We start from the raw sequence: 22,419 nt of genomic DNA, 5'->3' as shown, positions 1-22,419 counted from the left end.
GCAAACTAAGCCTCGTCTACAGAATGTGGCTTTTTGCCGTCAAGTAAAGCACTGACAGTCATGTCTCCCATGACATTAATCGCGGTGCGGCAGCGATCTAGAAACCAGTCTACAGTAACTAGCAAAGCGATGTACTGGGTAGGTAAGCCTACAGAAGTGAACACCAGTGTCATTGTTACCAGTCCAGCATTAGGAATATTCGCCGCACCTACAGATGCAAAAATCGAGGTAAGGATGACAATTAACTGCTGTCCTAAACTCAGATGTTGTCCAATTAGTTGGGAAATATACAACGCAGACATTGCTTCATAGAGGGCAGTACCATCATTATTGAAATTTGCCCCGACTAATGCCCCCAAGGCAGCAGAAGATTCCCTTAAACCGACTTTTGTTTGCAAAACCTCAAAGGTTATGGGCATTGCCGCCGCAGAGGAAGAAGTTGAGAAAGCTGTCAAAAAGGCATCAGAACCACCAGCTAGAAATTTTAACGGGTGTACCCAAGAACCAAATTTTACTCTAATTAGGTAGTAGCACGCTTGCAATACCAGCGCTAACAGCACCGCCACGATAAATGCACCCAAAGATTTAAACGGTGTAAATCCTTGCATAGCAACGGTTTTGGCAACAATCCCAAAAACTGCGAAAGGCACTAAGGCAATTACCCAGTTGAGGACACCGACTACCGCTTCAAATAAAATCCCGATCACATCCTCTATCGACTGGTATCCGTTCTTATCTTGGGCAATTTGTTCAGATTTTAATCCCCGCAGGATAATCCCAAAACTCAGGGCAATCACAATTAATTGGATGACATTATTATCAACTAATGGCTTGAGGACAGATTCCGGTACAGCATCTTTGAGTATTCCCCAAGGATCAAGATTCTGAGGAGTTATTTCTGTACTCGTTGAGGTGGCTACATTGCCCCAAGTCCCCGGATGCAGAAGATTTGCTACGAAAAGTCCCACTAAAATAGCTACGGTAGTATTAGTTAAAAGTAGCACTGCCAACCGCCGTCCGGCTGTTCCAGGGATGTTGGTAGTCATCAAGGTATGCAGCACCGCTACCAGAATCAGAGGTGTAGCCAAGGCACGGAGAGCCTTTAACACCAATTCAGCCGGAATTGCTAAATTGTTGATTAAGACGGCATTGCTGGGATTGGGATTCCCCGCACCAAGGGCAATTCCGACGCTGACTGCGGCTACTAAGGCGATGACAATTTGTAAAGTGAGAGGGATACGCTGCCACCAAGGGCTAGCTTTGGTTTCAGGCGAAGTAGTACTCTCTGTTTGACTCATTGGCTAGATACTGGTTAACTGCTGTAACTATTAAAACAACACTAATGATAGTGATAATTCCAGAAAAAGAACAGCTTTAATTTTGGGTAAAAACTGTTAATCTAAGATTCCGTTGCTTTGCAAAATCTAGCTCGAAAGGGTATACCACAAGGTAGTCCCCTAGAGTTGTCTTGGCTTGTGGTTGGAGATGCTTATGTCTTTTGTCCCTTTACATATTCACAGTGACTACAGTCTGCTCGATGGGGCAAGTCAGCTACCAGAGTTGGTGGATCAAGCGATCGCACTGGGGATGAAAGCGATCGCCTTGACTGATCATGGCGTCATGTATGGCGCGGTTGAATTGATCAAAATCTGCCGTAGTCAAAATATTAAGCCGATTATCGGCAATGAAATGTATGTAATTAACGGCGATATTGAAAAACAAGAACGCCGTCCCAAATATCATCAAGTCGTTTTAGCTAAAAATACCAAAGGTTACAAAAATTTAGTTAAATTAACCACAATTTCTCACCTCAAAGGTGTTCAAGGAAAAGGAATTTTTTCTCGTCCTTGTATTAATAAAGATTTACTAAAACAATATCATGAAGGCTTGATTGTCACCAGTGCTTGTTTGGGTGGAGAAGTTCCCCAAGCGATTCTCAGCGGTAGACCAGATGCAGCTCGGAAAGTGGCTCAGTGGTATAAAGATGTATTTGGTGATGATTATTATTTAGAAATTCAAGACCACGGTTCCCAAGAAGACCGAATTGTTAATGTTGAAATAGTCAAAATTGCGCGGGAACTAGGGATTAAATTTGTTGCTACTAATGATTCCCATTTTATTTCTTGTTTTGACGTTGAAGCCCACGATGCTTTGCTATGTATTCAGACTGGCAAGCTAATTATCGAAGATAAGCGGATGCGTTATAGCGGCACAGAGTATCTCAAATCTGGTGAGGAGATGCAGCAGCTATTTCGTGACCATTTACCGGATGATGTGATTACCGAAGCGATCGCCACTACTGAAGAAGTCGCTGATAAAGTTGAGCCTTACCATATTATGGGTGAGCCTCAGATTCCTACACCCCCAATTCCCTCTGGTCACACTGCTGACACTTACGCCGAAGATGTTGCATGGAGCGGACTTTTAGAACGATTAAATCGTAAATCTCGCCAGGAAGTCGATTCCGTCTATAAAGAAAGATTGGAATACGAACTGAAAATGATTCAGCAGATGGGTTTTTCCAAATACTTTTTAGTTGTATGGGACTACATCAAATTTGCTAGAGATAATAACATTCCTGTGGGGCCAGGTCGTGGTTCGGCGGCTGGTTCATTAGTTGCCTATGCGATGCGAATTACTAATATTGACCCTGTACATCATGGGCTACTCTTTGAGCGTTTCTTGAACCCAGAACGGAAATCAATGCCTGATATTGATACGGATTTCTGTATTGAACAACGGGATAAAGTTATTGAATATGTAACTGATAAATATGGTGCAGATAGAGTTGCCCAAATTATTACTTTTAACCGCCTAACTTCTAAAGCAGTTTTGAAAGATGTCGCCAGAGTCTTGAATATTCCCTATGGGGAAGCAGACAAAATGGCGAAATTAATTCCTGTAGTGCGGGGGAAACCAACAAAACTCAAGGTAATGATTTCTAATGAAACCCCAGAACCACAGTTTAAAGAGAAATATGATAAAGAACCACATGTGCGCCATTGGCTTGATATGGCGATGCGAATTGAAGGAACTAACAAAACTTTTGGTGTTCATGCAGCAGGTGTGGTAATTTCTGCCGATCCACTTGATGAAATTGTCCCACTACAGAAGAATAATGACGGTTCAGTGATTACCCAGTATTTCATGGAAGACCTGGAATCAATGGGTTTGTTGAAAATGGATTTTCTGGGTTTACGGAACCTGACGCTGATTCAAAAAACCGTTGATTTAATTCAAGAAACTAGAGGATATCGTATTGACCCTGATGAAATTCCTCGCCAGGAAAGAAAAGCACAGAAGATATTAGCTAAAGGTGAACATACTACTCTGCCAAAAGATGTCCAAAAAACCTATGAACTATTAGAAGCAGGTGAGTTAGAAGGGATATTTCAATTAGAATCTTCTGGGATGCGTCAGATAGTCCGAGATTTGAAGCCTTCTAATATAGAAGATATTTCTTCAATTTTGGCACTTTATCGACCGGGGCCATTAGATGCGGGACTAATTCCGAAGTTTATTAACCGCAAACACGGGCGAGAAAACATTGATTATCAACACACCATTCTGGAACCAATATTAGACGAAACCTATGGAATTATGGTCTATCAAGAGCAAATCATGAAAATTGCTCAGGATATGGCTGGATATACCTTAGGACAAGCTGACCTGCTGCGTCGGGCGATGGGTAAAAAGAAAGTTTCTGAGATGCAAAAGCAGCGAGAAAAATTCGTGGATGGCGCAGCGAAAAATGGCGTTCAGAAAAAAGTTGCCGATGAATTATTTGAGCAAATGTTGAAGTTTGCTGAATATTGTTTAACCTATGAAACTGAAATATTGACAGTAGAATATGGATTGTTGCCGATTGGAGAAATTGTAGAAAAACGCATTGAATGTACTGTATATAGCGTTGATAATAATGGAAATATTTACACGCAACCTGTGGCACAGTGGCACGATCGCGGACAACAAGAGGTGTTTGAGTATTGTTTGGAAGATGGTTCATTGATTCGGGCAACAAAAGACCATAAATTTATGACTGTTGATGGTCAAATGTTACCCATTGATGAAATATTTGAACGGCAATTGGATTTGATACGGGTTAATAATTTGCCGAGTTAGCCAGAATAAAACTTTAGTAGTATGAGATTACGTTGTTGAATTAGCAGCGATCGTATTTGCAAGACAAATACTTTTATTTTTATGGTTGCTGAAAGCGATCGCTCCACTGATGGATGTACATGACGGCGATCTTTATAGAGAAAGGGTGATGCTAAAGGGATAGTGCTACTGGATTGGATTATCACAGAGCGAGGTATTATGACCCAGGACTAGGTGATTTAGAACTTAGACAAGCTACAAGTAAAGCTCAAGCTGAAGCAGGACTAAATGTAGGAGTGAAATATTAAATTATGAATTCAAATCAAAAGATAAAAGATTTCTTACATCGGGAAATTTTTGATTTACATGAAAATCAAATCGATACTTTTTTGAATGACTACTCTCACGATGCTGTAATTCAATGTTTATTAGATACATTAAAATCTCCATCTTCATTTGAATATGGCTTTGAGCGTTCGTGGAAATTAGGACGAATTTTACGATCTATTTCAAATCGATATTCTGTTGACACCCATTTATTATCATTGCTCACTACTTGTACACTCGCTCAAAAAAAATCATTCATAAATTTTCTTTCTGGCTATTGGGATAATGGAAATTCTAATATTGAGATGGTATTAAAAATTATTGAAGACATTGAAAGTGTAATTGCTAATCCAAATGAATTAGTGTGGGATCGAGAAGCAATTGCTTTTGGATTGGAAGCAGTTACGCTTGGGTATCTGAATAACAATGAATTATTTCATATCAATAAAGATTTTGATAATAAACTAATAAAAATATTTAAAGTTTTTAAAGAATATATGTCAAATTTCCCTTCTGAGTACCCAGCTAAACAGTTACTTTCGGAAAACTTTGATTAGAGGATGTTTTAAAAGTGAGGGAGTGGTGATGCTATGCTTGCTATAAAAAGTGTTGAGGATACAGTAGGATGAAAACTCGCAGCTTTGCAGTCTTCATTTATAAAGAGGACGACATGTATATAGCTGAGTGTCCCGAAGTTGGTACGGTTGATCAGGGAGAGACAATCGAACAGGCAATTGCTAGCTTGAGAGAGGCAACGCAGCTTTACTTAGAGGAATTTCCTCTACCCATATTATGCCTATAGGCTAGAAGCATGAGGCTACATTTAGTGACATGATCAAAGTAGGTCATGTTTTTATGTTGTCTTATGAAGATATTGGTGCTGAATGCCGGATCGAGTACCCAAAAAAGTTGTCTGTATGAGATTGCAGATGAGGCTCTCTCCACCCAAGCAGCCCAACCCCTTTGGGAAGGCAAAATCAACTGGACTCAAGATCGGAGTGTGGCAGAAATTGAGGTGAAAACTGCTACGGGTGCAACGCTGCAAAAATCAATCTCTGGTGATTCCCCACAGGCACACCTCACCTATATGCTACATACACTTAGCGATGGTGCTACCAAGGTAATTGATCAGTTGTCAGAAATCGATTTGGTGGGGCATCGGATAGTACATGGTGGACAGGATTATCGAGATACTGTGGTAATTACGGAGGATGTCAAAAAGGCGATCGCACGTCTATCTAACCTCGCTCCAGCCCATAATCCAGTTGCTTTGGAAGGCATAGAAGTAATTGAAAAAATCTTAAAAGATGTCACCCAAGTAGCAGTCTTTGATACCGGATTTCATGCCACTCTACCCGATGCAGCAGCAATCTATCCCGGCCCCTATGAGTGGGTAGAGCAAGGTATCCGTCGCTATGGGTTTCATGGTATCAGTCACCAATACTGTTCTCAACGTGCGACCCAAATTCTCGGTCAAGATGTTCCACCTGAGCGGTTAATTACCTGTCATCTGGGCAATGGCTGCTCTTTAGCAGCGATTAAAAATGGCCGCAGTATTGATACCACTATGGGATTCACGCCCGTAGAAGGATTGATGATGGGTAGCCGTTCTGGTTCAGTTGATCCGGGGATTCTGATTTATCTGTTGCGATACTGCAATTACTCCGTCGAAAAGTTGGATGATATATTAAATAAAGCTTCTGGGTTAAAGGGAATTTCGGGTGTATCTAGCGATATGCGTGAGGTGAGAGAAGCGATTGCTCAAGGTAATTCCCGCGCTCAACTGGCCTGGGATATCTACGTACATCGCTTGCGTTCTGCGATCGGTGCAATGCTTACCAGTTTGGGCGGATTAGATGCTTTGGTGTTCACAGCAGGTGTGGGTGAACACTCTCCGCAAATTCGCCAAGCTGCCTGTGAAGCCTTTGGTTTTTTGGGATTGAAACTTGATCTTGAGAAAAATCAGCAGCAACCAGTAGATGAAGATATTGCTACAACTGACTCAGCAGTGCGAGTATTAGTTATTCATACTCAAGAAGATTGGGCGATCGCTCAACAATGTTGGCAGCTGGTGAAAAAAGTTCATAATACGTAATTCGTAATTAGAGGATGTCTGAGAAGTATCAAAAATTTGTTGATCTCCCCTAACCCACGCCAGTCGCTCCACTTGGGGAGACCCCAAGTGGAGCGCTGGCTCCCCTTAAAAAAGGGGGAATAAGAGTCTCAAAGTCCCCCAATTTATCGGGGGATTTAGGGGGATCTCCAAGGGTTAGGTGTATACAAAAAAACTTTTCAGACATCCTCTTAGAAAGTCTGATTTAATCTGGATCATCTTTGTATTGACGCGCAGATGCTGGCCAACTTTTTCTATGCCACTATGTATACAATGATGTGACTATACTGAGAAAGGCAAGAAGAATATGTTGTTGTCGCGTAAAGCTTTTGTTACACCCTTAGTAGCTTGTCTATGTATATTAGGACTTGGCTTACTTCAATTTCCTCGACTGCAAAAACTGCTAATTAGCAAACAAACTGCCTCGTTAGAAACTCTAAATAAAGACATTAAAACAGAAAATCTCCGTCTTAATTTTCTCAAAAAAATGCCTACTTTTGGTTATGATAATTTTATTGCAGATTTGGCATATCTCAAATTTTTACAGTACTTTGGAGATGATGAAGTTCGCGATAAGACAGGTTACAGTTTAAGTCCAGAATATTTTGAAGTCATTTTAGAACGTGACCCGCGATTTTTAGCCGTCTATCAAAGTCTTTCTATTAGTACTTCATTGTATGCTGCCATGCCAGAACGCGCGATCGCACTGTCAGAGAAAGGCTTAAAATCACTATCTCCCTCAGTTCCCGAAAAGTCTTATTACGTGTGGCGTTATAAAGGAATTGATGAGTTATTATTTTTAGGCAATGCTCAAGCTGCCCAACAGTCTTTTGCAATGGCGGCAAATTGGGCTAGTAACTTTTCAGATCCAGAGAGTCAGCTTGTAGCTAATACTTCCCAGAAAACTGCGGAATTTCTGAGTCGAAATCCTAACAGTAAATATGCTCAAATTTCTACCTGGGCAATGGTTTTAAATAATCATGTTGATGAGAGAACTCAAAAACGAGCAATTAAGGAAATTGAAGCTTTGGGAGGAAAAGTAATTACAACTCCTGAAGGTACTAATAAAATTCTATTTCCCCCAAAGGATTAAATTTTTATTCATAGCATTTAACAGCAAAAAAAATAAAATTTTTTGAAATGGCGAACCTCTCGATAGCTTTGGAAAGTAAGATGAACACAAGCAATATCATTAGGAGCAATAGTGATGTCAATACAATTAGCAGAATCTGACTTTCAAATATTAGGGTGTTTTCCTGTTATCTCCCAGTTGGGTCGTCACCTTGAGCAGGCTAAGTTTGTAGAACAAGTTCTATATCAAATGAAAGAAGGATATAAACTTGCGTTCATGGAAGTAGAGGAGCAAGCTGTGGCAGTGGCTGGATTTCGCATTTCTACGTGTTTAGCATCAGGAAAGTTTTTATATATTGATGACTTAGTTGTTGATGAATTGAAGCGGTCACAAGGTTATGGTCAACAGTTATTTCAGTGGCTAATTGAATATGCAAAAAATCATCAGTGTGAACACCTGAGTCTAGATTCTGGTGTTCAGCGATTTGCAGCTCACAGGTTTTATCTCATGCAGCGTATGAGCATTACAAGTCATCACTTTTCAATGGAGTTGTAGCAACAAGCAATTTGGTTGTGACAAATAATATTTTTTGGTATGACGGCAAATTAATTCACTCCCAAACCCTAGAGTTAGACATTAACGATCCAGGTTTACTTTATGGGGCGACTGTTTTTACAACATTGCGGGTTTATCAGAACTCCCTAGATAGTAGTTTAACTAATTGGCTCTCACACTGCGATCGCTTACTTTTCTCAATACAAGCTTTTGGTTGGCAGCAACCAGACTGGAATCGTGTGCGTCAAGGTGCCCAAATTCTCCTCTCACACTTCCCCATTCTCAGAATTACCCTCTTTCCTGATGGACGGGAATGGATAACTGGCAGATTCTTACCAGAGGATTTGACAGAAAAACAAAATCATGGTATTAAGTGCGCCCTTGCTAGCCCTGAATTTTATCGCTCTCTCCCCTCTCATAAAACCGGAAACTATTTGAGTGCTTGGCTGGCAAGAACTAGCTTAGATGCTCAAGAAGCAATATTAGTCGATGCCCAAGGAAATTGGCTAGAAACCAGCACAGGCAACCTTTGGGGATGGTGCGATCGCAGTTGGTGGACGCCGCCAATAAATGCAGGAATTTTGCCAGGAATTTTGCGATCGCAACTTGTAAACTGGTTGCAAAACCACCAGCAGCCAGTACAGGAAGAAACTTGGAGCGTCGAGTTAGTCCAGAGATTTGAAGCGATCGCCTACACTAATAGTGTGGTTGAAATTATTCCTATTCATACCGTTCATCAGCCCACAGGATCGCTACAATATAATCCCTACCATCCTAGTTTTCAGCAAATCAGGGAGCTTTTTCTAGCATGATAGCTACGCCACTTTGTTACACTTAAGATAAGTTAACATAATTCTTAATAATGACCTCTCCGAACAGAGACGCTACGCGATGGCGCGAAAAATACAGGAGGATAGACCTTAGTGAATAAAAGATGGAGAAATGCAGGGCTGTACGCGCTGCTGTTTATTGTCGTCATTGCGCTGGGAACAGCATTCTTTGACAAACAACCCCAAAGCAGAGAGATATGGCGATACAGTCGCTTTATTCAAGAAATTCAACAAGGCAAAGTAGAAAAAGTCAGTTTGAGTGCAGATCGCTCTACAGCACTGGTTACACCCAAATATGACCCAAATAAAAAGATTGTGACCTTAGTCAACGATCCAGACCTGATCAATACTCTGACTTCAAAAGGCGTTGATATTTCTGTTTTGCCCCAAACCGATGAAGGATTTTGGTTTAAAGCACTAAGCAGCTTATTTTTCCCTGTATTGCTTTTGGTTGGCTTATTCTTCTTGCTACGTCGCGCTCAAAGTGGCCCAGGCAGCCAAGCGATGAACTTTGGCAAATCCAAAGCCAGAGTCCAAATGGAACCACAAACTCAGGTGACTTTTGGCGATGTTGCTGGTATTGACCAAGCCAAGTTGGAATTAAACGAAGTCGTAGACTTTCTGAAAAACGCCGACCGCTTTACCGCCGTTGGTGCAAAAATTCCTAAAGGTGTACTGTTAGTTGGCCCTCCTGGTACAGGTAAAACCCTCCTCGCTCGTGCTGTAGCTGGTGAAGCAGGTGTACCCTTCTTCTCGATCTCCGGTTCGGAATTTGTGGAAATGTTCGTAGGTGTGGGTGCATCCCGCGTCCGCGATTTGTTTGAACAAGCTAAGACCAATGCTCCTTGTATCGTCTTCATCGATGAAATTGACGCTGTAGGTCGTCAACGGGGTGCCGGTTTAGGTGGTGGTAACGATGAGCGGGAACAAACCCTCAATCAGTTGCTCACCGAAATGGACGGCTTTGAAGGCAACACTGGCATCATCATTATTGCCGCTACTAACCGTCCTGATGTCCTAGATGCAGCACTGTTGCGTCCGGGTCGCTTTGACCGTCAAGTTGTGGTAGACCGTCCCGATTATGCCGGACGCAGCGAAATTCTCAAGGTTCACGCCCGTGGCAAAACCTTGGCGAAAGATGTGGACTTGGATAAAATCGCCCGTCGTACCCCTGGATTTACTGGCGCAGATTTATCAAACCTGTTGAATGAAGCCGCAATTCTGGCAGCACGCCGGAATTTGACTGAAATTTCGATGGATGAAATCAACGACGCGATCGATCGCGTATTAGCTGGGCCAGAGAAGAAAGACCGGGTAATGAGCGAAAAGCGCAAAACCTTGGTGGCATATCACGAAGCTGGTCACGCCTTGGTTGGTGCTTTGATGCCAGACTATGATCCTGTGCAGAAGATTAGCATTATTCCTCGTGGTCGCGCAGGTGGTTTAACTTGGTTTACCCCCAGCGAAGACCGGATGGACACTGGTTTGTACAGCCGCGCTTATCTGGAAAATCAGATGGCTGTGGCTTTGGGTGGTCGGATTGCTGAAGAATTAATCTTTGGTGAAGAAGAAGTGACCACTGGTGCTTCTAATGACCTCCAACAAGTAGCACGGGTTGCGCGTCAGATGATCACCCGATTTGGGATGAGCGATCGCTTAGGCCCAGTTGCCCTTGGTCGTCAACAAGGTAACATGTTCCTGGGACGGGATATTATGTCAGAGCGTGATTTCTCTGAAGAAACCGCCGCCGCTATTGATGAAGAAGTCCGCAAACTTGTGGATGTAGCCTATACACGCGCTAAAGAAGTCTTGGTGCGTAACCGCCACATTTTAGAGCAGATAGCGCAAATGTTGGTTGATAAAGAAACGGTTGACGCCGAAGAGTTGCAAGAAATTCTATCGAATAACGATGTGACAACCGCTGCGTTTGCCTAACTTAATTAGGAGTTAGGAGTTAGGAGTTAGGAACGATTCCTAACTTCTAACTTTTAAAATTCGGGGTAATTCTGGGATTTTCCAGAGTTACCCCAATTTTTTTTAATTCCTTATCAAAAGCCCGGTCTTGATGACCGGGCTTTTGATATGGGGTTATATACCCCGAAGGTTTCGTTATAAAGTTTCAGTATAAATCGCTTGTCTGATAAAGACTACCACTTGAGCAGAATCAATTCCGGAAAATTAGAAAAATTTTTCTGGATACACCCAAATCAAAAAAGCTAGAACTCTGACTTCAAAAGGAAAAAGATACAATCTAGCTACAATTTAAGAACCTGTTTGGCTACCAGAGGTAGGTTTGGGAATTGGCATAGAACGAGGAACATATCAGGGTATCACGCGAGAGTGGCTGTACTGGTATAACGAGCAAGAACGACGTTTACCATACTCAGTACTGAGTGCTGAGTGCTGAGTGCTGAGTAAGAATAATACTCAGTATCTTTGCCCTATGGTAAAAGCCCCGCCCCTTGTGGAGCCACTGCGGTCTTGGCTTGTAGCCAAGTAGAGCTTGTGGCGTGGCGGAATCTTTGTATTCCTGAGTTGGTTGATACCCCGCCCCTTGTGGGCGGTCTTTTAACTCAGCACTGGGAACTCGGAACTCAGCACTCTTCATTAACGCCGGAAGAACGCGCCCAAATACTGGCACAAAGGTTGCGCGAACTCGGTGTAGATCCTGATTCTCCTCGTAAGTTAGGTTAAAAAATTATCTATTTATCTTCTGTTACCGTCTTCCATAACTAGCAACTTGGGTTATTTAGTGAAAACTAGAAATCAGGGTAATTCTGAGATTTTACAGAATTACCCCGATTGTTATGAATGCAAAAGCATCGATACATTCTGTGTAGCACCCCTTATGGCGATCAAAAGTGTTCTCCTTTAGATAACTTTCCGAATCTTCACATAACTAGCGGGAAGATTGACTCGATACTCAACCAGTCACCTAATCTTAAACTCTGGATGTCGGTTTCAAAAATAGCCACGCCACAAAGAACGTAGCCGCCGTGAATAGTTGCGTCAAATCCAAAGCCGATAGATAACCATCTGCAAATGAAGCAATACTGCGATCGGTAATGCCAAATACCCAGGATGACAGTCCAAACAGCCAAATCCCATTCTTGAGATTTCCGACGAATTCCTTAGAGTCTGATGGTTCTCGGTCTTTCATGATCTTGTGTTCCGTTGCTGAGAAATTAGCTGATTGATACGAAATACCTGCCATTAAGAATTTTTTCTGACTCCTGACGCTGAATTTACACTTGCTATTAATAATATTAATAAATATTTCAGCCACTTGACTTCACTACCCAAAGGTACATCTCCTAATCTTGACATTCCTCCTTTGGTTCTGTCACCTCTGATAGACGGTAACGCGTTGAGTTCTCAGCATTACAGCGTCGGGTTTGAATGCTGAGATTACATTATCTTTAAATAACTATATAAATATTTATTTATATTTAGTATAAATTCCTCCATAGGATAGATGCGTCTCAAAAAATGCCTGATATTTAAATTACGCGGATACGTATTAGTGGCGCACATCTGTGCGCCACTAATACGCTATAAGCTAGATATCTGGGTCAACCAAGCGGGTAGTGGGACGACTCTGATACAAATCTTGAACTACTTGCCCAGCAGAAACTACAGCTACAAGGGCAATGATTGCAACAGGTAACAAACCTTTGCCTAAGATGGCGATCGCTACCAGCACAACTGCACCCCCAAGTCGATACTGGGAACGAATTTTGCAATAACGGATCACCCCAAATCTGTGGAGAATGCTGACAGCTAGGGAGCATAAGGCTACTGAACCACAGATGAGCCATCGCTGGGAATCGGGTAGTGCTAAAGTTGCCTCACTCAACAGGATTTGTTCTACGCCAACTCCAGCAGCAGTAATCCCAATTACTAGCGGTAAATGGGTGTAGAGCCAGAGATTGACAACACCAACTTTTCCATGTGTTCGTGCCATCTGAATGGGTGTGCCACCCAGATTATCAAAATAGACCCACCACCAGCTAAAAGCGATAATTAGACCAAACACGGCGGAAATCACGGTTAAAGTATCCCATTTTTGCTCAGAAACACCATTGACCACCGCAATTACTGCTTCGCCCAAGACAATAATGGTGAACAGCCCAAAACGTTCCGGTAAGTGGGAGGCGTGGGGGAGTAACCCGATCTGAAACTTACGTCCTATTAAGGGTGTGGCAAAGTCAATGATGATTCCCAATGTCCAAAGTCCAAATCGCCAAGGAATGGGTACAGATGCTGATATTAACCAGAAGAAGGCTGCGATCGCAAAACCAACAGCGTAGCGAGTGGTCAAAGGACGCGCTGAAGGGATATGTCTTCCAGCCCGGACATACTCTATTACAAGCACAGCCCGACCGAGAGCATAAGAAATGGCAAAACCAGGGGAATTCTCACCCAAACCGTGGTGGATGTTAATAGCCATTGCTGCTGCTGTCAGCATTTGTATACCAATCAGCAGCCGATGTCCCACATCATCGCTGTCAAAGCGGTTGGCATAGAATGTGGTGCCAATCCATGACCACCAAACTGGTATAAATAAAACTACAAACCCAAATAATCCTGATAGAGAGATATCCTCGTTGAGATTGTGGGCGAGTTGAGAAACTGCAACTACAAAAACCAAATCATAAAAAAGTTCTAGCCAAGTGGCGCGTCGTTCTTCTTCAGTGTCTTCACCAATGCGTAACCTTGGCGGTTGGAGAAAATTTGCCATAGTGCTAATTGCGAATCGCTAATTGTTTTTACCATTAGCTGTCATCAATTAGCGAGTACTTATATCATGTCCGCCAAATTACCCATAATAAAAGAACCCCACCCCCAACCCCTAAGAGCCTGCGGGGAACTCGGGGCCCCCTCTGGGGATTAGGGGCAGGGAGACAAAGCACAGCTTTGGCGGGGTGGGGTTCTCCGGGTTTAATAAGTAATCAAGCGGACATAATATTAGATGCTTGTGCGTAAATTGTTAAAAAACTGCTGATAATACTATTAAGTTGGGAGCTATTAATTCCGCCGATCTCGAAAAAGCGATCGCAATTGCCTCGACAAAGTATGGTCTCAAATTTAGACTCCCTGCTGCCTAAAATTCCCAATAGAAATATCAGTCTATTGAACGTCGGGGCTTTATCAGCAACCTGTAGTATAGGACTCATATTTGATTTTTGAAAAAACTCAGTACAACTCAAAGAGGCTTCTTCCCTACTCCCCACTCCCTACTCCCTACTCCCAGCCTACGCAAATAATTTCAGAAATCAAATCGGATTGCTATATATCCAGTGTAGTAACGATGTCCGCAGGCTCTAGACGCCTAGTGAAGTCTGACTCAACAAACTCATAAGCGAGTGTACTACCCGGAGCAATTATATAAGTAGCTTAGGTTCTGATTTTAAAGCGGGCGATGGGACTCGAACCCACGACGATCACCTTGGGAAAGTGAGATTCTACCACTGAATTACACCCGCGAATTGCTGCCATAACTTGGGGCTAAAACGAACTATACCACTATTTACAGCTGTTTTCAATTGGCTAGAACATATACTGTTTTGGCAACTGCTGATGTATAAGTGCTGTGGCTGTTCAGATTAGGAAATTTTTTTAGCTAGCTGATCACGGCACTTACTCTCATATTTAACTAAAGAACAATGTCCTCACCTCGCTCGGTGAAGCGAACCTCTTTAATATTCCATTGGGCATTACTCGTTAGGGTTTTGCGGACACTGCCAAACAGAGCAAACTGTTCACAACTAGAAAGAGAAGTTATTTGCCGCTTTGAATCAGGAGAGATTCGCAAATCAACTGTAGCAATGCCATTTTTGATGTTGACACGATACCCAGACAAGCTAAAGTCGCTTGTATCTCGTTTATCTATGATTTTACCCACTACATTTTTTACTGGTTCCTCGGCTGGTACTGAAACCTTTTCGGGAATTAGTTTTTGACATTGAGTATCACTTGTGTATAGTGTGACGTTGGTAGTTTTGCTAGTGGCAGCTTTAGAAATTGATGAAGAAGGCGTATTTTCCTTAGGAGATTCTTGATTGGGAGATTTTTCTCTCAACTGAGCTACGCTAGAAATTTGGCTGGGAGTCTGAGACGATACGCTATTCGTCGGTGTTGGGGTAGGGGATGGCGTTTTGCTGTCAATATTACCCGCAGTGGGGTTAGAACTACAACTGCTGAGGCTGACAATCATTGTCAGAAAAATAAGGGGTAAAAAATATCTCTTAGTTGTGTTCATAATTCTGCTTATAAGTGATGTTGCTGCTATCAACTTCAGTGCCTCTGGTATCAATTCCGCATAAATTTGTGAATCTTGAGCCAGTCTATAAAGTGTCAACCTGGAATCTGTTAAAGTCGAGGGTTATACTATATACCGAATTACAACCCACATTTCGTAGCACGCTGATATTACAGTTTTGGGGCTAATTGTAGTTGAATAATGATGTCTACGACGGGCTACGCCTACGCTAAAAGCCGAGAAAGTATAAGTATTAATACTTAATAAAATAAGTGTTTTTTGTGAAATATATTGAAGCATTAAGGTATGACATTTTGAAGGGCGGAATGTGAAATATAGAATTTATCGTATCTTGCATGAACCTATCCCACTATTCAAAAAACCCCTACTTCTTTTCGTAAAATGTGCTTGAAAACCTTGATTTTTCGTTTTCGGTTCTCAATAAGCTTAAGCTTTGTAGCACAAATATTATTAGTGGGATAGGTTCATAAAACTAAAAAACTAGACTGATTGATATTTGATGGTTCGATAAACAATATTCTCAAACTTAGGAACTCTAACTAAACAAATGATTGCAATATTTTTAGAAGATTTAAAGCAATGATTATCGTCATGGAATTAGAGACACCATCAGTAGAAATTGAGCGTGTTGTTAAAGAAATTCGTCGTCATGAAATCACGCCAGAAATATGCCAATTGTATGCATTTCTGTATAGGCGGTAACATCGGCCAACTCAATAACGCCTTTCTCTTTTGGAAATACTTCTGGGCATTGATATTCTTGGGCGATCGCTCGCATAATCTCCTCAATAAAAGGTTCTGCTTCGTTTGAATTAAGCATAATCACAACATATGAAAATCGCACTTCAACTTTCCGAACTTACCAAGAATTATGGTTCTCACCAAGCTGTGAACAATCTCAGCTTGCAGATTGCGGAAGGTTCATTTTATGCTCTTTTAGGTCCCAACGGTGCAGGAAAAACTACTACTCTCCGAATGATTGCAGGGTTACTACAACCAGATAACGGGGATATTATGATCTTAGGACATAGTATCCGGCGATCGCCTCAAAAAGCAAAGCAACTTTTAGCATACCTACCTGAAGAACCTCTACTCTACAACAAGTTACGTCCGATAGAGTATTTAGAGTTTATCGCCGGACTTTGGGGAATTCCTCCTTCTAAAGCTCAATCTTCTGCCGAAGAACTCCTCACACAATTAAATTTGTGGGACAACAGAGGAGATTTTTGTGAAACTTTTTCGCGAGGGATGAAGCAAAAACTTGCTTTAGCAGGGGCATTAATTCATCAGCCGAGAATTATTATCTTAGACGAACCGTTAACAGGATTAGATGCAGCCGCAGCCCGCTTAGTCAAAAATATGCTCGCCGAGTATGTAAACGAAGGTGGTGTGGTAATTTTAACTACTCACATTATGGAAATTGCCGAGCGGATGGCGCAGCGAATTGGGATTATTAATCATGGGTATTTAGTTGCCGAAGGTACTTTAGATGAACTTAGAACTCAAAGTGGTGAAGTAGGCGGTAGTTTGGAGAGGGTCTTTTTAGAATTAACTCAAGATAAGAATGTTGAAGGTGCAAGATGAAAGTAGGGACATTACCTTGGCTTTTGGGCTACGAATTAAGTTTGTGGTGGCGTGAAATTATTGTTAGACCTGTAGTAATATTTTTTTTCAGTATTTTTGCACTTTTGGGTAGTGTTTATTTAACTTGGTTATGGGTTACATTTGGTAATATTCGAGGTGCGATATCATTTAATACCATACCAGATTCTGCTATTTGGATAGCAGTAGTTGTTTGGTTGTTCGGGTTTTACTATAGCTTTATCCAAGCGATGAGAAGTAGCTTGATGGGGTTATTTGAACGCGGGGATTTAGATTTACTCGTGTCATCACCAATTTCGAGTCAAGTGATTTTTGCGAGTCAAGTGTTAAGAATTGCCCTGCAAACTTTTTTCAGTGGTTGTTTATTTGTAGTTCCTCTAAGTTTAATCGCTTTATTACTCGGTATTCCTCAACTTTTAGGGCTTTACCCGGCTTTGATTGGTCTTAGCTTAAGTGCTACAAGTTTAGCAATGTTATTTGTTTTAGCACTAGTTCGTGTTATCGGTGCAAAACGGACGCGGACTTTTGCTCAAGTTCTTACAGCTTTATTTATCATCACTATATATTTGAGTTCTCAGTTACCTAATCTCCTGAAAAAAACGGATGGAAACACGGGATCAATTTGGTTTAGGTTAGAACATTGGTTAGCAAAAGGAAACTTTTTGAGTGCAGATAGTTGGGTTTGGTTTCCTGCAAGGGCTATTTTCTTTGATCCCGTGTCAGTAGGGTTAGTGTTGTTAATTAGTATCAGTTTGACGTGGTTAACGGTGGAAGTTTTACATCGTTATTTTATTGCAGGTACACAGCAGGAAATTACAAGTGAACACCGTCAACTGCGCCCTACCCAAGCGACTCGCCTTATTGGTGGTTTGAATCGTGTTGCTTTACTCAAAGAATGGCGGATTATGCGGCGCAATCCTTATTTAATTTCCCGCCTATTTCTGCAAATATTTGTCCTCATATTCTCATTTTTGAGTATATTACGACAACATAACAATGGTGCTATTTTAGGGATGAGTTTAGTGTTTGCAGAAGCTTTGACATCAAATTTAATGCGAATTTGCGTTTCTGGGGAAGAAGCACCAGATTTGCTCAAATCTTCACCAGTAAATAGTTTAAAGCTGCATCAATTGAAGTTGTTGGCAGCATTAATTCCGATCTGGTTATTGATATCACCACTGTTTATTGTTTTGATAGTCAACGGGAAACCGTGGTTTATACCGATGGTGGTTTTTTTCGTTGGTACTACTTGTGCAGCAACTCTCAGTCTGTGGAATTCCCGCCCTGTAAAGTTTAAAGAATTGTCTCGACGACAGCAAAATAGTAAAGTCGATGTATTGTTAAGTTTACTCGAAATTATTTCCTTGTTTTCTTGGGGATGGTTAGGATTTAGCTTGCAACAAGGTGATTTGCACACCATTTTGACTTTATTGGCTGTAATTGGTTTAGTTGTGGCATTAGCCTATGGGCGTAGTCGTCAGTTAGGGCGTGTCATCAATTAAGCCAGATAATAGCAGCAAGATAAATTGCGCCGATAAACTTCTTTGACCATTAAAAACAAATTACTAGTTTTCACTACTTTTTTGTTTGGTCAACTGCTGCACTAATAATTGCACTCCCAAAGCCAACAAACCAATTGCTACTATACCAAATATTCCGCTTCCTAAAGCAACTACACCAACAACCAGAGTCCGAACAGCAGTAGAAATCTTAATTACCAATGGATTAATTGAATGGATAGGTTTAGTAGCGAAATTTGTAGCGATCGCAATCATCAGCGAATACACTGCATATCCCATTCCTCCAGAAATTACCGCCCCAGTAAAACAGCGTAACGGACTCGCTGCTGCCTCTATTTTAGTATCCGTTTGTGGTGTTAAATTTTGGTCACTCATACCATTTTAGATTTTAGATTTTGGATTGGGCTATTAGGATAATTCTTGTCTATTCCCGATGTTTGATTAACGAAAAAGAATTATTTAAACAGACGATGCCACTTTAATCCCATGTGTGATTGTCCGAGTTACAAACAATTCTAAGTCTTCATCAAGAATTGCTTTCCTTACTTGCAGCAAAACTAGTTCTGCCTGCTGTTGAGACTCAAAAAGAGCAAATACTGTCGGCCCAGAACCAGACATCATTGTTCCTAAAACGCCTTCCTGATTTGCAAACACTTCTCGCAGTTGCAAGACTTGGGGATAGGCTGGCAATACCACGCGCTCTAAATCATTGTGCAGTTTTTGGGCAATTTCTCCTGCATCTTTATCCAGGATAGCTTTTACTATTGCTCCTGAATGAACTGCGTTAGCACGCGCTACCAAGTTGTCGCTATCTCTAATATAAGAATTACCAAACTGCTGTCGATAGGTTTTGTATGCCCAAGGCGTGGAAACTTCCAGACTGCGGTATTTCCCCAATACTACATATATATTATCTAAACTCGGCAGGGGAGAAAGTTGCTCACCCCTACCTGTGGCGATCGCAGTTCCACCCGCTACACAAAATGGTACATCTGAACCGAGTGTACCTCCCAACTCCTCTAATTCTGACTGAGTTAATCCCAATTTCCACAGTAAATCTATCCCCACCAACACAGCTGCTGCATTTGTCGAACCCCCAGCCAACCCAGCAGCTACAGGAATCTGCTTGTTGAGGGTAATCTCCACGCCCCCATATTTAGCAAAGGCTTCAGGAAATTGCCTTGCCATTAATTCTGCGGCTCGGTATGCTAGATTACTTTTATCTGTCGGTACTTGTGGGTGGTTGCAATGAACGCGGATGCTGTCATTGCTAATGGAACGCACATCAATTTGGTCTGCAAGTCCGATACTTTGAAGTATCATGGCTAACTCATGATAGCCGTCAGGACGATTGCCAATGATTTCCAGATACAAGTTGATTTTAGCAGGGGCAATTAGGCTGTAGGAACGCATTTTGCAAGTTAGAAGTTAGGGGTTATGGGTTGCTAGTTGGGAATCGGTGAATTTTGGGTTTTGAATCAAAGCAATCATCTACATATTCACTCTTAACTCCTCACTCCTCTACAGACGCGATTAATCGCGTCTCTACTCCTAACTGATTTGCTAGGATCACCCATTGCTGAACGCTGATATCTTCGGCTCTGGCTTGGGGATTTATTTTTAATTGTTCCAGTAAGTGGGTCAGGCGATCGCGTTCTATAACAGATTGCAAATTATTTCGTAACATTTTGCGCTTGGCACCAAATCCCAACTTTAAGAAATTCTCTAACTGTCGGGGATTAAGTGCGGGTATTTCTATTTTCCGGGGACGCAATCGCACCACTGCTGAATCAACTTTTGGCGGTGGATGGAATGCGGCGGCGGGAACGGTGCAAATTAACTCACATTCAGCCAAATACTGGACTCGCACGCTCAACGCCCCAAAGGCTTTTGACCCTGGTTTAGCATACAACCTTTCTGCTACTTCTTTTTGTACGAGTAACACTATTGAGTCAAATGGTTCAGGGTTAGGGTTAGCGATCGTACCCAATAGTTTCTCAATGATTGGCCCTGTGATGTTGTAGGGAATATTGGCTACTACTTTATTTGGCTTTTGGAAATTGGGAAAAGCTAGTAGATGAGATGGTAAATCCAGGGTGAGAAAATCGCCTTGCAGCAATAAGAAATTTTCAGTCTTACCTAGTTGCTTTGCCAATAGTTCGCATAAGTCGCGGTCTATTTCAACTGCAACCAGAGATTGCGCTAGGGGTAGTAAACGACGAGTCAGAATCCCGGTTCCGGGCCCAATTTCCAAGATGCGATCGCCCTTAGCATTGGCGGAGCGATCGCTTTGTGTACAATCTGCTGCTTGAATAATTGCGTCTAGCGCCTTTTCACTTTTGAGCCAATGTTGAGCAAAGACCTTACGCGGTCGGATCATCTGTATTTCTTGCCTAGTCTAGTTTTTAGCTTTTTCTAGAAAATTCATTTCGTAGAATCAATGGGCGGTATTACTCGCCACACCTCTCTATTTAATCTGGAACTTGCGCCAAGGGAGATTTTTCCAAAGTTTACTATGGCTGGTCTAATCTTGCTCTACTTTGTCTTCTTGTACTCTGATTGTCTCCACATCCCAAGTGTTGGGTTCAAAAAGGCGACTTCCTCTGAAAAGTATTTTGCTCGTGAACCGTGTCACTATAGAAATTAGAGCTGGAAATTGAGCAATAGGAAGACTAAAGAACGCTGTGCAGATAACATTCTTAGGGACGAGTTCCGGTGTACCCACGCGATCGCGCAATGTTTCCAGTGTCGCCCTGAGATTACCCCAAAGGGCAGAGCTGTGGTTATTCGACTGTGGCGAAGGTACTCAGCATCAAATTATGCGGAGTGAACTGAAAATTAGTCAGCTCTCCCGAATTTTTATCACTCATATGCACGGCGACCACATCTTTGGCTTAATGGGGCTTCTTGCTACTTGCGGCTTGGCTGGCAATGTGCAACGAATTGATATCTATGGCCCACCTGGATTAAATGATTACATTCAAGCCGCCTCACGTTACTCCTACACGCACTTTTCTTATCCCATTAAAGTCCATGCCATCCGTCCAGGGGTAATTTATGAAGACGATGACTTCACCGTTAGCTGCGGTAATTTGCATCACCGCATTACAGCTTTCGGCTACCGCGTAGCTGAAAAAGACCGAGCAGGACGCTTTGATATAGAAAAAGCCAAGGCGTTGCAAATTCCTCCTGGTCGGATTTATGGTCAACTCAAGCGCGGTGAAACAGTTACGCTTGCCGACGGACGGGTAATTGATGGCACCCAATTATGCGGCCCTACAGAAATTGGTCGAAAGATTGCCTATTGTACAGACACAATTTATTGTGATGGTGCAGTGGAATTAGCTCATGATGCAGATGTATTAATTCACGAAGCGACCTTTGCCCATCAAGATGCAGACATGGCTTTTCAGCGATTGCATTCCACAACCACAATGGCAGCGCAAACAGCTTTAGCTGCTGGGGCACATCGACTGATTATGAGTCATTTCAGTCCCCGCTATGCTCCTGGCAATACCTTGGAATTGAAGGATCTCCTTCAGGAAGCCCGTGCTATTTTTCCCCGTACTGATATGGCTTACGATTTCATGATTCATGAAGTACCTAGACGACGGGAAGTAGAGTTAACCAAGGTAGGCGTTTAAATTTTGGATTTTGCGGAAAGTCTGTAGACGCTTCTGCGGCTTCTGGCAGGGTGTGGAGGTTTCCCACGTTCGCAGACTCGTTGGCACAGCCCGCCGCAGGCATCAGAACTTTCCAAGAAAGATTTTAGATTTCCTATTGAACTCTTCTAATCTAAAATCTAGAATAAACTAGTCTCTATTTTGGAGTTTAGTAGTCCCACTCATAAGGCCAGCAAATAGACGGCAGTTTAGTTTTAAGAGGAAGTCAACTAATTAACCAATAATTTACAGTTGACTAAGTGTATCAAAAATATACAAATAGTATGGTTTAAATATTTTTCTTAATGTGTTTTTTATATTACAAGTTATCAAAATAACTTTAACATATAGTAA

20 protein-coding genes and 1 tRNA gene are annotated in these 22,419 nt (G+C 42.0%); 12 read left to right on the top strand and 9 right to left on the bottom strand.

The window, feature by feature from the left end:
* Window positions 1-5: 5 nt before the first annotated feature.
* Window positions 6-1,298: a dicarboxylate/amino acid:cation symporter gene (locus V7K30_RS13635; protein WP_334999933.1), complete on the bottom strand. Its 1,293-nt coding sequence runs from the start codon at window positions 1,296-1,298 to the stop codon at window positions 6-8.
* 193 nt (window positions 1,299-1,491) lie between these two features.
* Here V7K30_RS13635 and V7K30_RS13630 point away from each other — a divergent pair, with 193 nt between their 5' ends.
* The 9 genes from V7K30_RS13630 to V7K30_RS13590 all read left to right on the top strand — a co-directional run bounded on the left by V7K30_RS13630 (window position 1,492) and on the right by V7K30_RS13590 (window position 11,692).
* Window positions 1,492-4,122, top strand: a complete 2,631-nt coding sequence (locus V7K30_RS13630) for a DNA polymerase III subunit alpha (RefSeq protein ID WP_334999931.1) — start codon at window positions 1,492-1,494, stop codon at window positions 4,120-4,122.
* A gap of 290 nt (window positions 4,123-4,412) precedes the next feature.
* The gene (locus tag V7K30_RS13625) at window positions 4,413-4,985 is read left to right on the top strand and encodes a hypothetical protein (protein WP_334999929.1); all 573 of its coding nucleotides are present in this window, start codon (window positions 4,413-4,415) and stop codon (window positions 4,983-4,985) included.
* A 68-nt stretch (window positions 4,986-5,053) separates the two neighbouring features.
* On the top strand, window positions 5,054-5,230 hold the full coding sequence (locus tag V7K30_RS13620; RefSeq protein ID WP_334999927.1) for a type II toxin-antitoxin system HicB family antitoxin: 177 nt from the start codon (window positions 5,054-5,056) through the stop codon (window positions 5,228-5,230).
* A gap of 63 nt (window positions 5,231-5,293) precedes the next feature.
* Complete coding sequence (locus tag V7K30_RS13615; protein ID WP_334999925.1) at window positions 5,294-6,523, top strand: acetate kinase; 1,230 nt, start codon at window positions 5,294-5,296, stop codon at window positions 6,521-6,523.
* Window positions 6,524-6,848: 325 nt separating this feature from the next.
* A complete protein-coding gene (locus V7K30_RS13610) occupies window positions 6,849-7,634 on the top strand; it encodes a hypothetical protein (RefSeq protein WP_334999923.1) in 786 nt (261 codons plus the stop codon).
* Window positions 7,635-7,748: 114 nt separating this feature from the next.
* Entirely contained in the window at window positions 7,749-8,168 is a 420-nt protein-coding gene (locus V7K30_RS13605) for a GNAT family N-acetyltransferase (RefSeq protein WP_334999921.1), read from the top strand.
* 17 nt (window positions 8,169-8,185) lie between these two features.
* Entirely contained in the window at window positions 8,186-8,980 is a 795-nt protein-coding gene (locus tag V7K30_RS13600; RefSeq protein WP_334999919.1) for an aminotransferase class IV, read from the top strand.
* 111 nt (window positions 8,981-9,091) lie between these two features.
* Window positions 9,092-10,933: an ATP-dependent zinc metalloprotease FtsH3 gene (gene ftsH3 / locus V7K30_RS13595; protein ID WP_334999917.1), complete on the top strand. Its 1,842-nt coding sequence runs from the start codon at window positions 9,092-9,094 to the stop codon at window positions 10,931-10,933.
* 546 nt (window positions 10,934-11,479) lie between these two features.
* Entirely contained in the window at window positions 11,480-11,692 is a 213-nt protein-coding gene (locus tag V7K30_RS13590; protein ID WP_334999915.1) for a hypothetical protein, read from the top strand.
* Between the two features lie 247 nt (window positions 11,693-11,939).
* Here V7K30_RS13590 and V7K30_RS13585 read toward each other — a convergent pair whose 3' ends face one another.
* The 5 genes from V7K30_RS13585 to V7K30_RS13565 form a co-directional block, all read right to left on the bottom strand.
* Window positions 11,940-12,158, bottom strand: coding sequence for a hypothetical protein (locus tag V7K30_RS13585; RefSeq protein WP_334999949.1), 219 nt, complete (start codon window positions 12,156-12,158; stop codon window positions 11,940-11,942).
* Window positions 12,159-12,557: 399 nt separating this feature from the next.
* On the bottom strand, window positions 12,558-13,739 hold the full coding sequence (locus V7K30_RS13580) for a low temperature requirement protein A (protein WP_334999913.1): 1,182 nt from the start codon (window positions 13,737-13,739) through the stop codon (window positions 12,558-12,560).
* 673 nt (window positions 13,740-14,412) lie between these two features.
* Window positions 14,413-14,484, bottom strand: a tRNA-Gly gene (locus tag V7K30_RS13575).
* Between the two features lie 170 nt (window positions 14,485-14,654).
* Window positions 14,655-15,260 carry a sporulation/spore germination protein gene (locus tag V7K30_RS13570; protein WP_334999911.1) on the bottom strand — a complete coding sequence of 202 codons (606 nt, stop codon included), beginning with the start codon at window positions 15,258-15,260 and terminating at the stop codon, window positions 14,655-14,657.
* A 676-nt stretch (window positions 15,261-15,936) separates the two neighbouring features.
* Window positions 15,937-16,101 carry a hypothetical protein gene (locus V7K30_RS13565; protein ID WP_334999909.1) on the bottom strand — a complete coding sequence of 55 codons (165 nt, stop codon included), beginning with the start codon at window positions 16,099-16,101 and terminating at the stop codon, window positions 15,937-15,939.
* 11 nt (window positions 16,102-16,112) lie between these two features.
* On the opposite strand from V7K30_RS13565, the gene V7K30_RS13560 reads away from it, so the two are divergent.
* Both V7K30_RS13560 and V7K30_RS13555 read left to right on the top strand, forming a co-directional pair.
* On the top strand, window positions 16,113-16,865 hold the full coding sequence (locus V7K30_RS13560) for an ABC transporter ATP-binding protein (protein WP_334999907.1): 753 nt from the start codon (window positions 16,113-16,115) through the stop codon (window positions 16,863-16,865).
* Window positions 16,862-18,385, top strand: a complete 1,524-nt coding sequence (locus V7K30_RS13555) for a hypothetical protein (protein ID WP_334999905.1) — start codon at window positions 16,862-16,864, stop codon at window positions 18,383-18,385. The genes V7K30_RS13560 and V7K30_RS13555 overlap by 4 nt, the downstream gene beginning before the upstream one ends.
* Window positions 18,386-18,448: 63 nt before the next feature.
* Here the strand turns inward: V7K30_RS13555 and V7K30_RS13550 are convergent, their stop codons facing one another.
* The 3 genes from V7K30_RS13550 to rsmA all read right to left on the bottom strand — a co-directional run bounded on the left by V7K30_RS13550 (window position 18,449) and on the right by rsmA (window position 20,783).
* Window positions 18,449-18,778, bottom strand: a complete 330-nt coding sequence (locus V7K30_RS13550; RefSeq protein ID WP_334999903.1) for a DUF3082 domain-containing protein — start codon at window positions 18,776-18,778, stop codon at window positions 18,449-18,451.
* 84 nt (window positions 18,779-18,862) lie between these two features.
* Window positions 18,863-19,816 carry a 4-(cytidine 5'-diphospho)-2-C-methyl-D-erythritol kinase gene (gene ispE, locus V7K30_RS13545; protein WP_334999901.1) on the bottom strand — a complete coding sequence of 318 codons (954 nt, stop codon included), beginning with the start codon at window positions 19,814-19,816 and terminating at the stop codon, window positions 18,863-18,865.
* 100 nt (window positions 19,817-19,916) lie between these two features.
* The gene (rsmA, locus tag V7K30_RS13540) at window positions 19,917-20,783 is read right to left on the bottom strand and encodes a 16S rRNA (adenine(1518)-N(6)/adenine(1519)-N(6))-dimethyltransferase RsmA (RefSeq protein ID WP_334999899.1); all 867 of its coding nucleotides are present in this window, start codon (window positions 20,781-20,783) and stop codon (window positions 19,917-19,919) included.
* 304 nt (window positions 20,784-21,087) lie between these two features.
* Between rsmA and V7K30_RS13535 the strand changes: the two genes are divergently transcribed.
* Window positions 21,088-22,047, top strand: coding sequence for a ribonuclease Z (locus V7K30_RS13535; protein ID WP_334999897.1), 960 nt, complete (start codon window positions 21,088-21,090; stop codon window positions 22,045-22,047).
* Window positions 22,048-22,419: the final 372 nt, after the last annotated feature.

Origin of the sequence: Nostoc sp., assembly GCF_036917655.1 — a bacterium.
GTDB lineage: Bacteria > Cyanobacteriota > Cyanobacteriia > Cyanobacteriales > Nostocaceae > Nostoc.
The sequence above is the reverse complement of the archived record's forward strand: the minus strand, read 5'-3'. Positions and strand labels throughout refer to the sequence as shown.

Excerpts from the sequence above, each read along its gene's own strand:
- rsmA (WP_334999899.1), bottom strand. The coding sequence starts at position 20,783 with ATGATCCGACCGCGTAAGGTCTTTGCTCAACATTGGCTCAAAAGTGAA.
- V7K30_RS13580 (WP_334999913.1), bottom strand. The coding sequence starts at position 13,739 with ATGGCAAATTTTCTCCAACCGCCAAGGTTACGCATTGGTGAAGACACT.
- V7K30_RS13555 (WP_334999905.1), top strand. The coding sequence starts at position 16,862 with ATGAAAGTAGGGACATTACCTTGGCTTTTGGGCTACGAATTAAGTTTG.
- V7K30_RS13570 (WP_334999911.1), bottom strand. The coding sequence starts at position 15,260 with ATGAACACAACTAAGAGATATTTTTTACCCCTTATTTTTCTGACAATG.
- ispE (WP_334999901.1), bottom strand. The coding sequence starts at position 19,816 with ATGCGTTCCTACAGCCTAATTGCCCCTGCTAAAATCAACTTGTATCTG.
- V7K30_RS13620 (WP_334999927.1), top strand. The coding sequence starts at position 5,054 with ATGAAAACTCGCAGCTTTGCAGTCTTCATTTATAAAGAGGACGACATG.
- V7K30_RS13585 (WP_334999949.1), bottom strand. The coding sequence starts at position 12,158 with ATGAAAGACCGAGAACCATCAGACTCTAAGGAATTCGTCGGAAATCTC.
- V7K30_RS13615 (WP_334999925.1), top strand. The coding sequence starts at position 5,294 with ATGAAGATATTGGTGCTGAATGCCGGATCGAGTACCCAAAAAAGTTGT.
- V7K30_RS13635 (WP_334999933.1), bottom strand. The coding sequence starts at position 1,298 with ATGAGTCAAACAGAGAGTACTACTTCGCCTGAAACCAAAGCTAGCCCT.
- V7K30_RS13565 (WP_334999909.1), bottom strand. The coding sequence starts at position 16,101 with ATGCTTAATTCAAACGAAGCAGAACCTTTTATTGAGGAGATTATGCGA.
- V7K30_RS13625 (WP_334999929.1), top strand. The coding sequence starts at position 4,413 with ATGAATTCAAATCAAAAGATAAAAGATTTCTTACATCGGGAAATTTTT.
- V7K30_RS13610 (WP_334999923.1), top strand. The coding sequence starts at position 6,849 with ATGTTGTTGTCGCGTAAAGCTTTTGTTACACCCTTAGTAGCTTGTCTA.
- V7K30_RS13550 (WP_334999903.1), bottom strand. The coding sequence starts at position 18,778 with ATGAGTGACCAAAATTTAACACCACAAACGGATACTAAAATAGAGGCA.
- V7K30_RS13630 (WP_334999931.1), top strand. The coding sequence starts at position 1,492 with ATGTCTTTTGTCCCTTTACATATTCACAGTGACTACAGTCTGCTCGAT.
- V7K30_RS13560 (WP_334999907.1), top strand. The coding sequence starts at position 16,113 with ATGAAAATCGCACTTCAACTTTCCGAACTTACCAAGAATTATGGTTCT.
- V7K30_RS13605 (WP_334999921.1), top strand. The coding sequence starts at position 7,749 with ATGTCAATACAATTAGCAGAATCTGACTTTCAAATATTAGGGTGTTTT.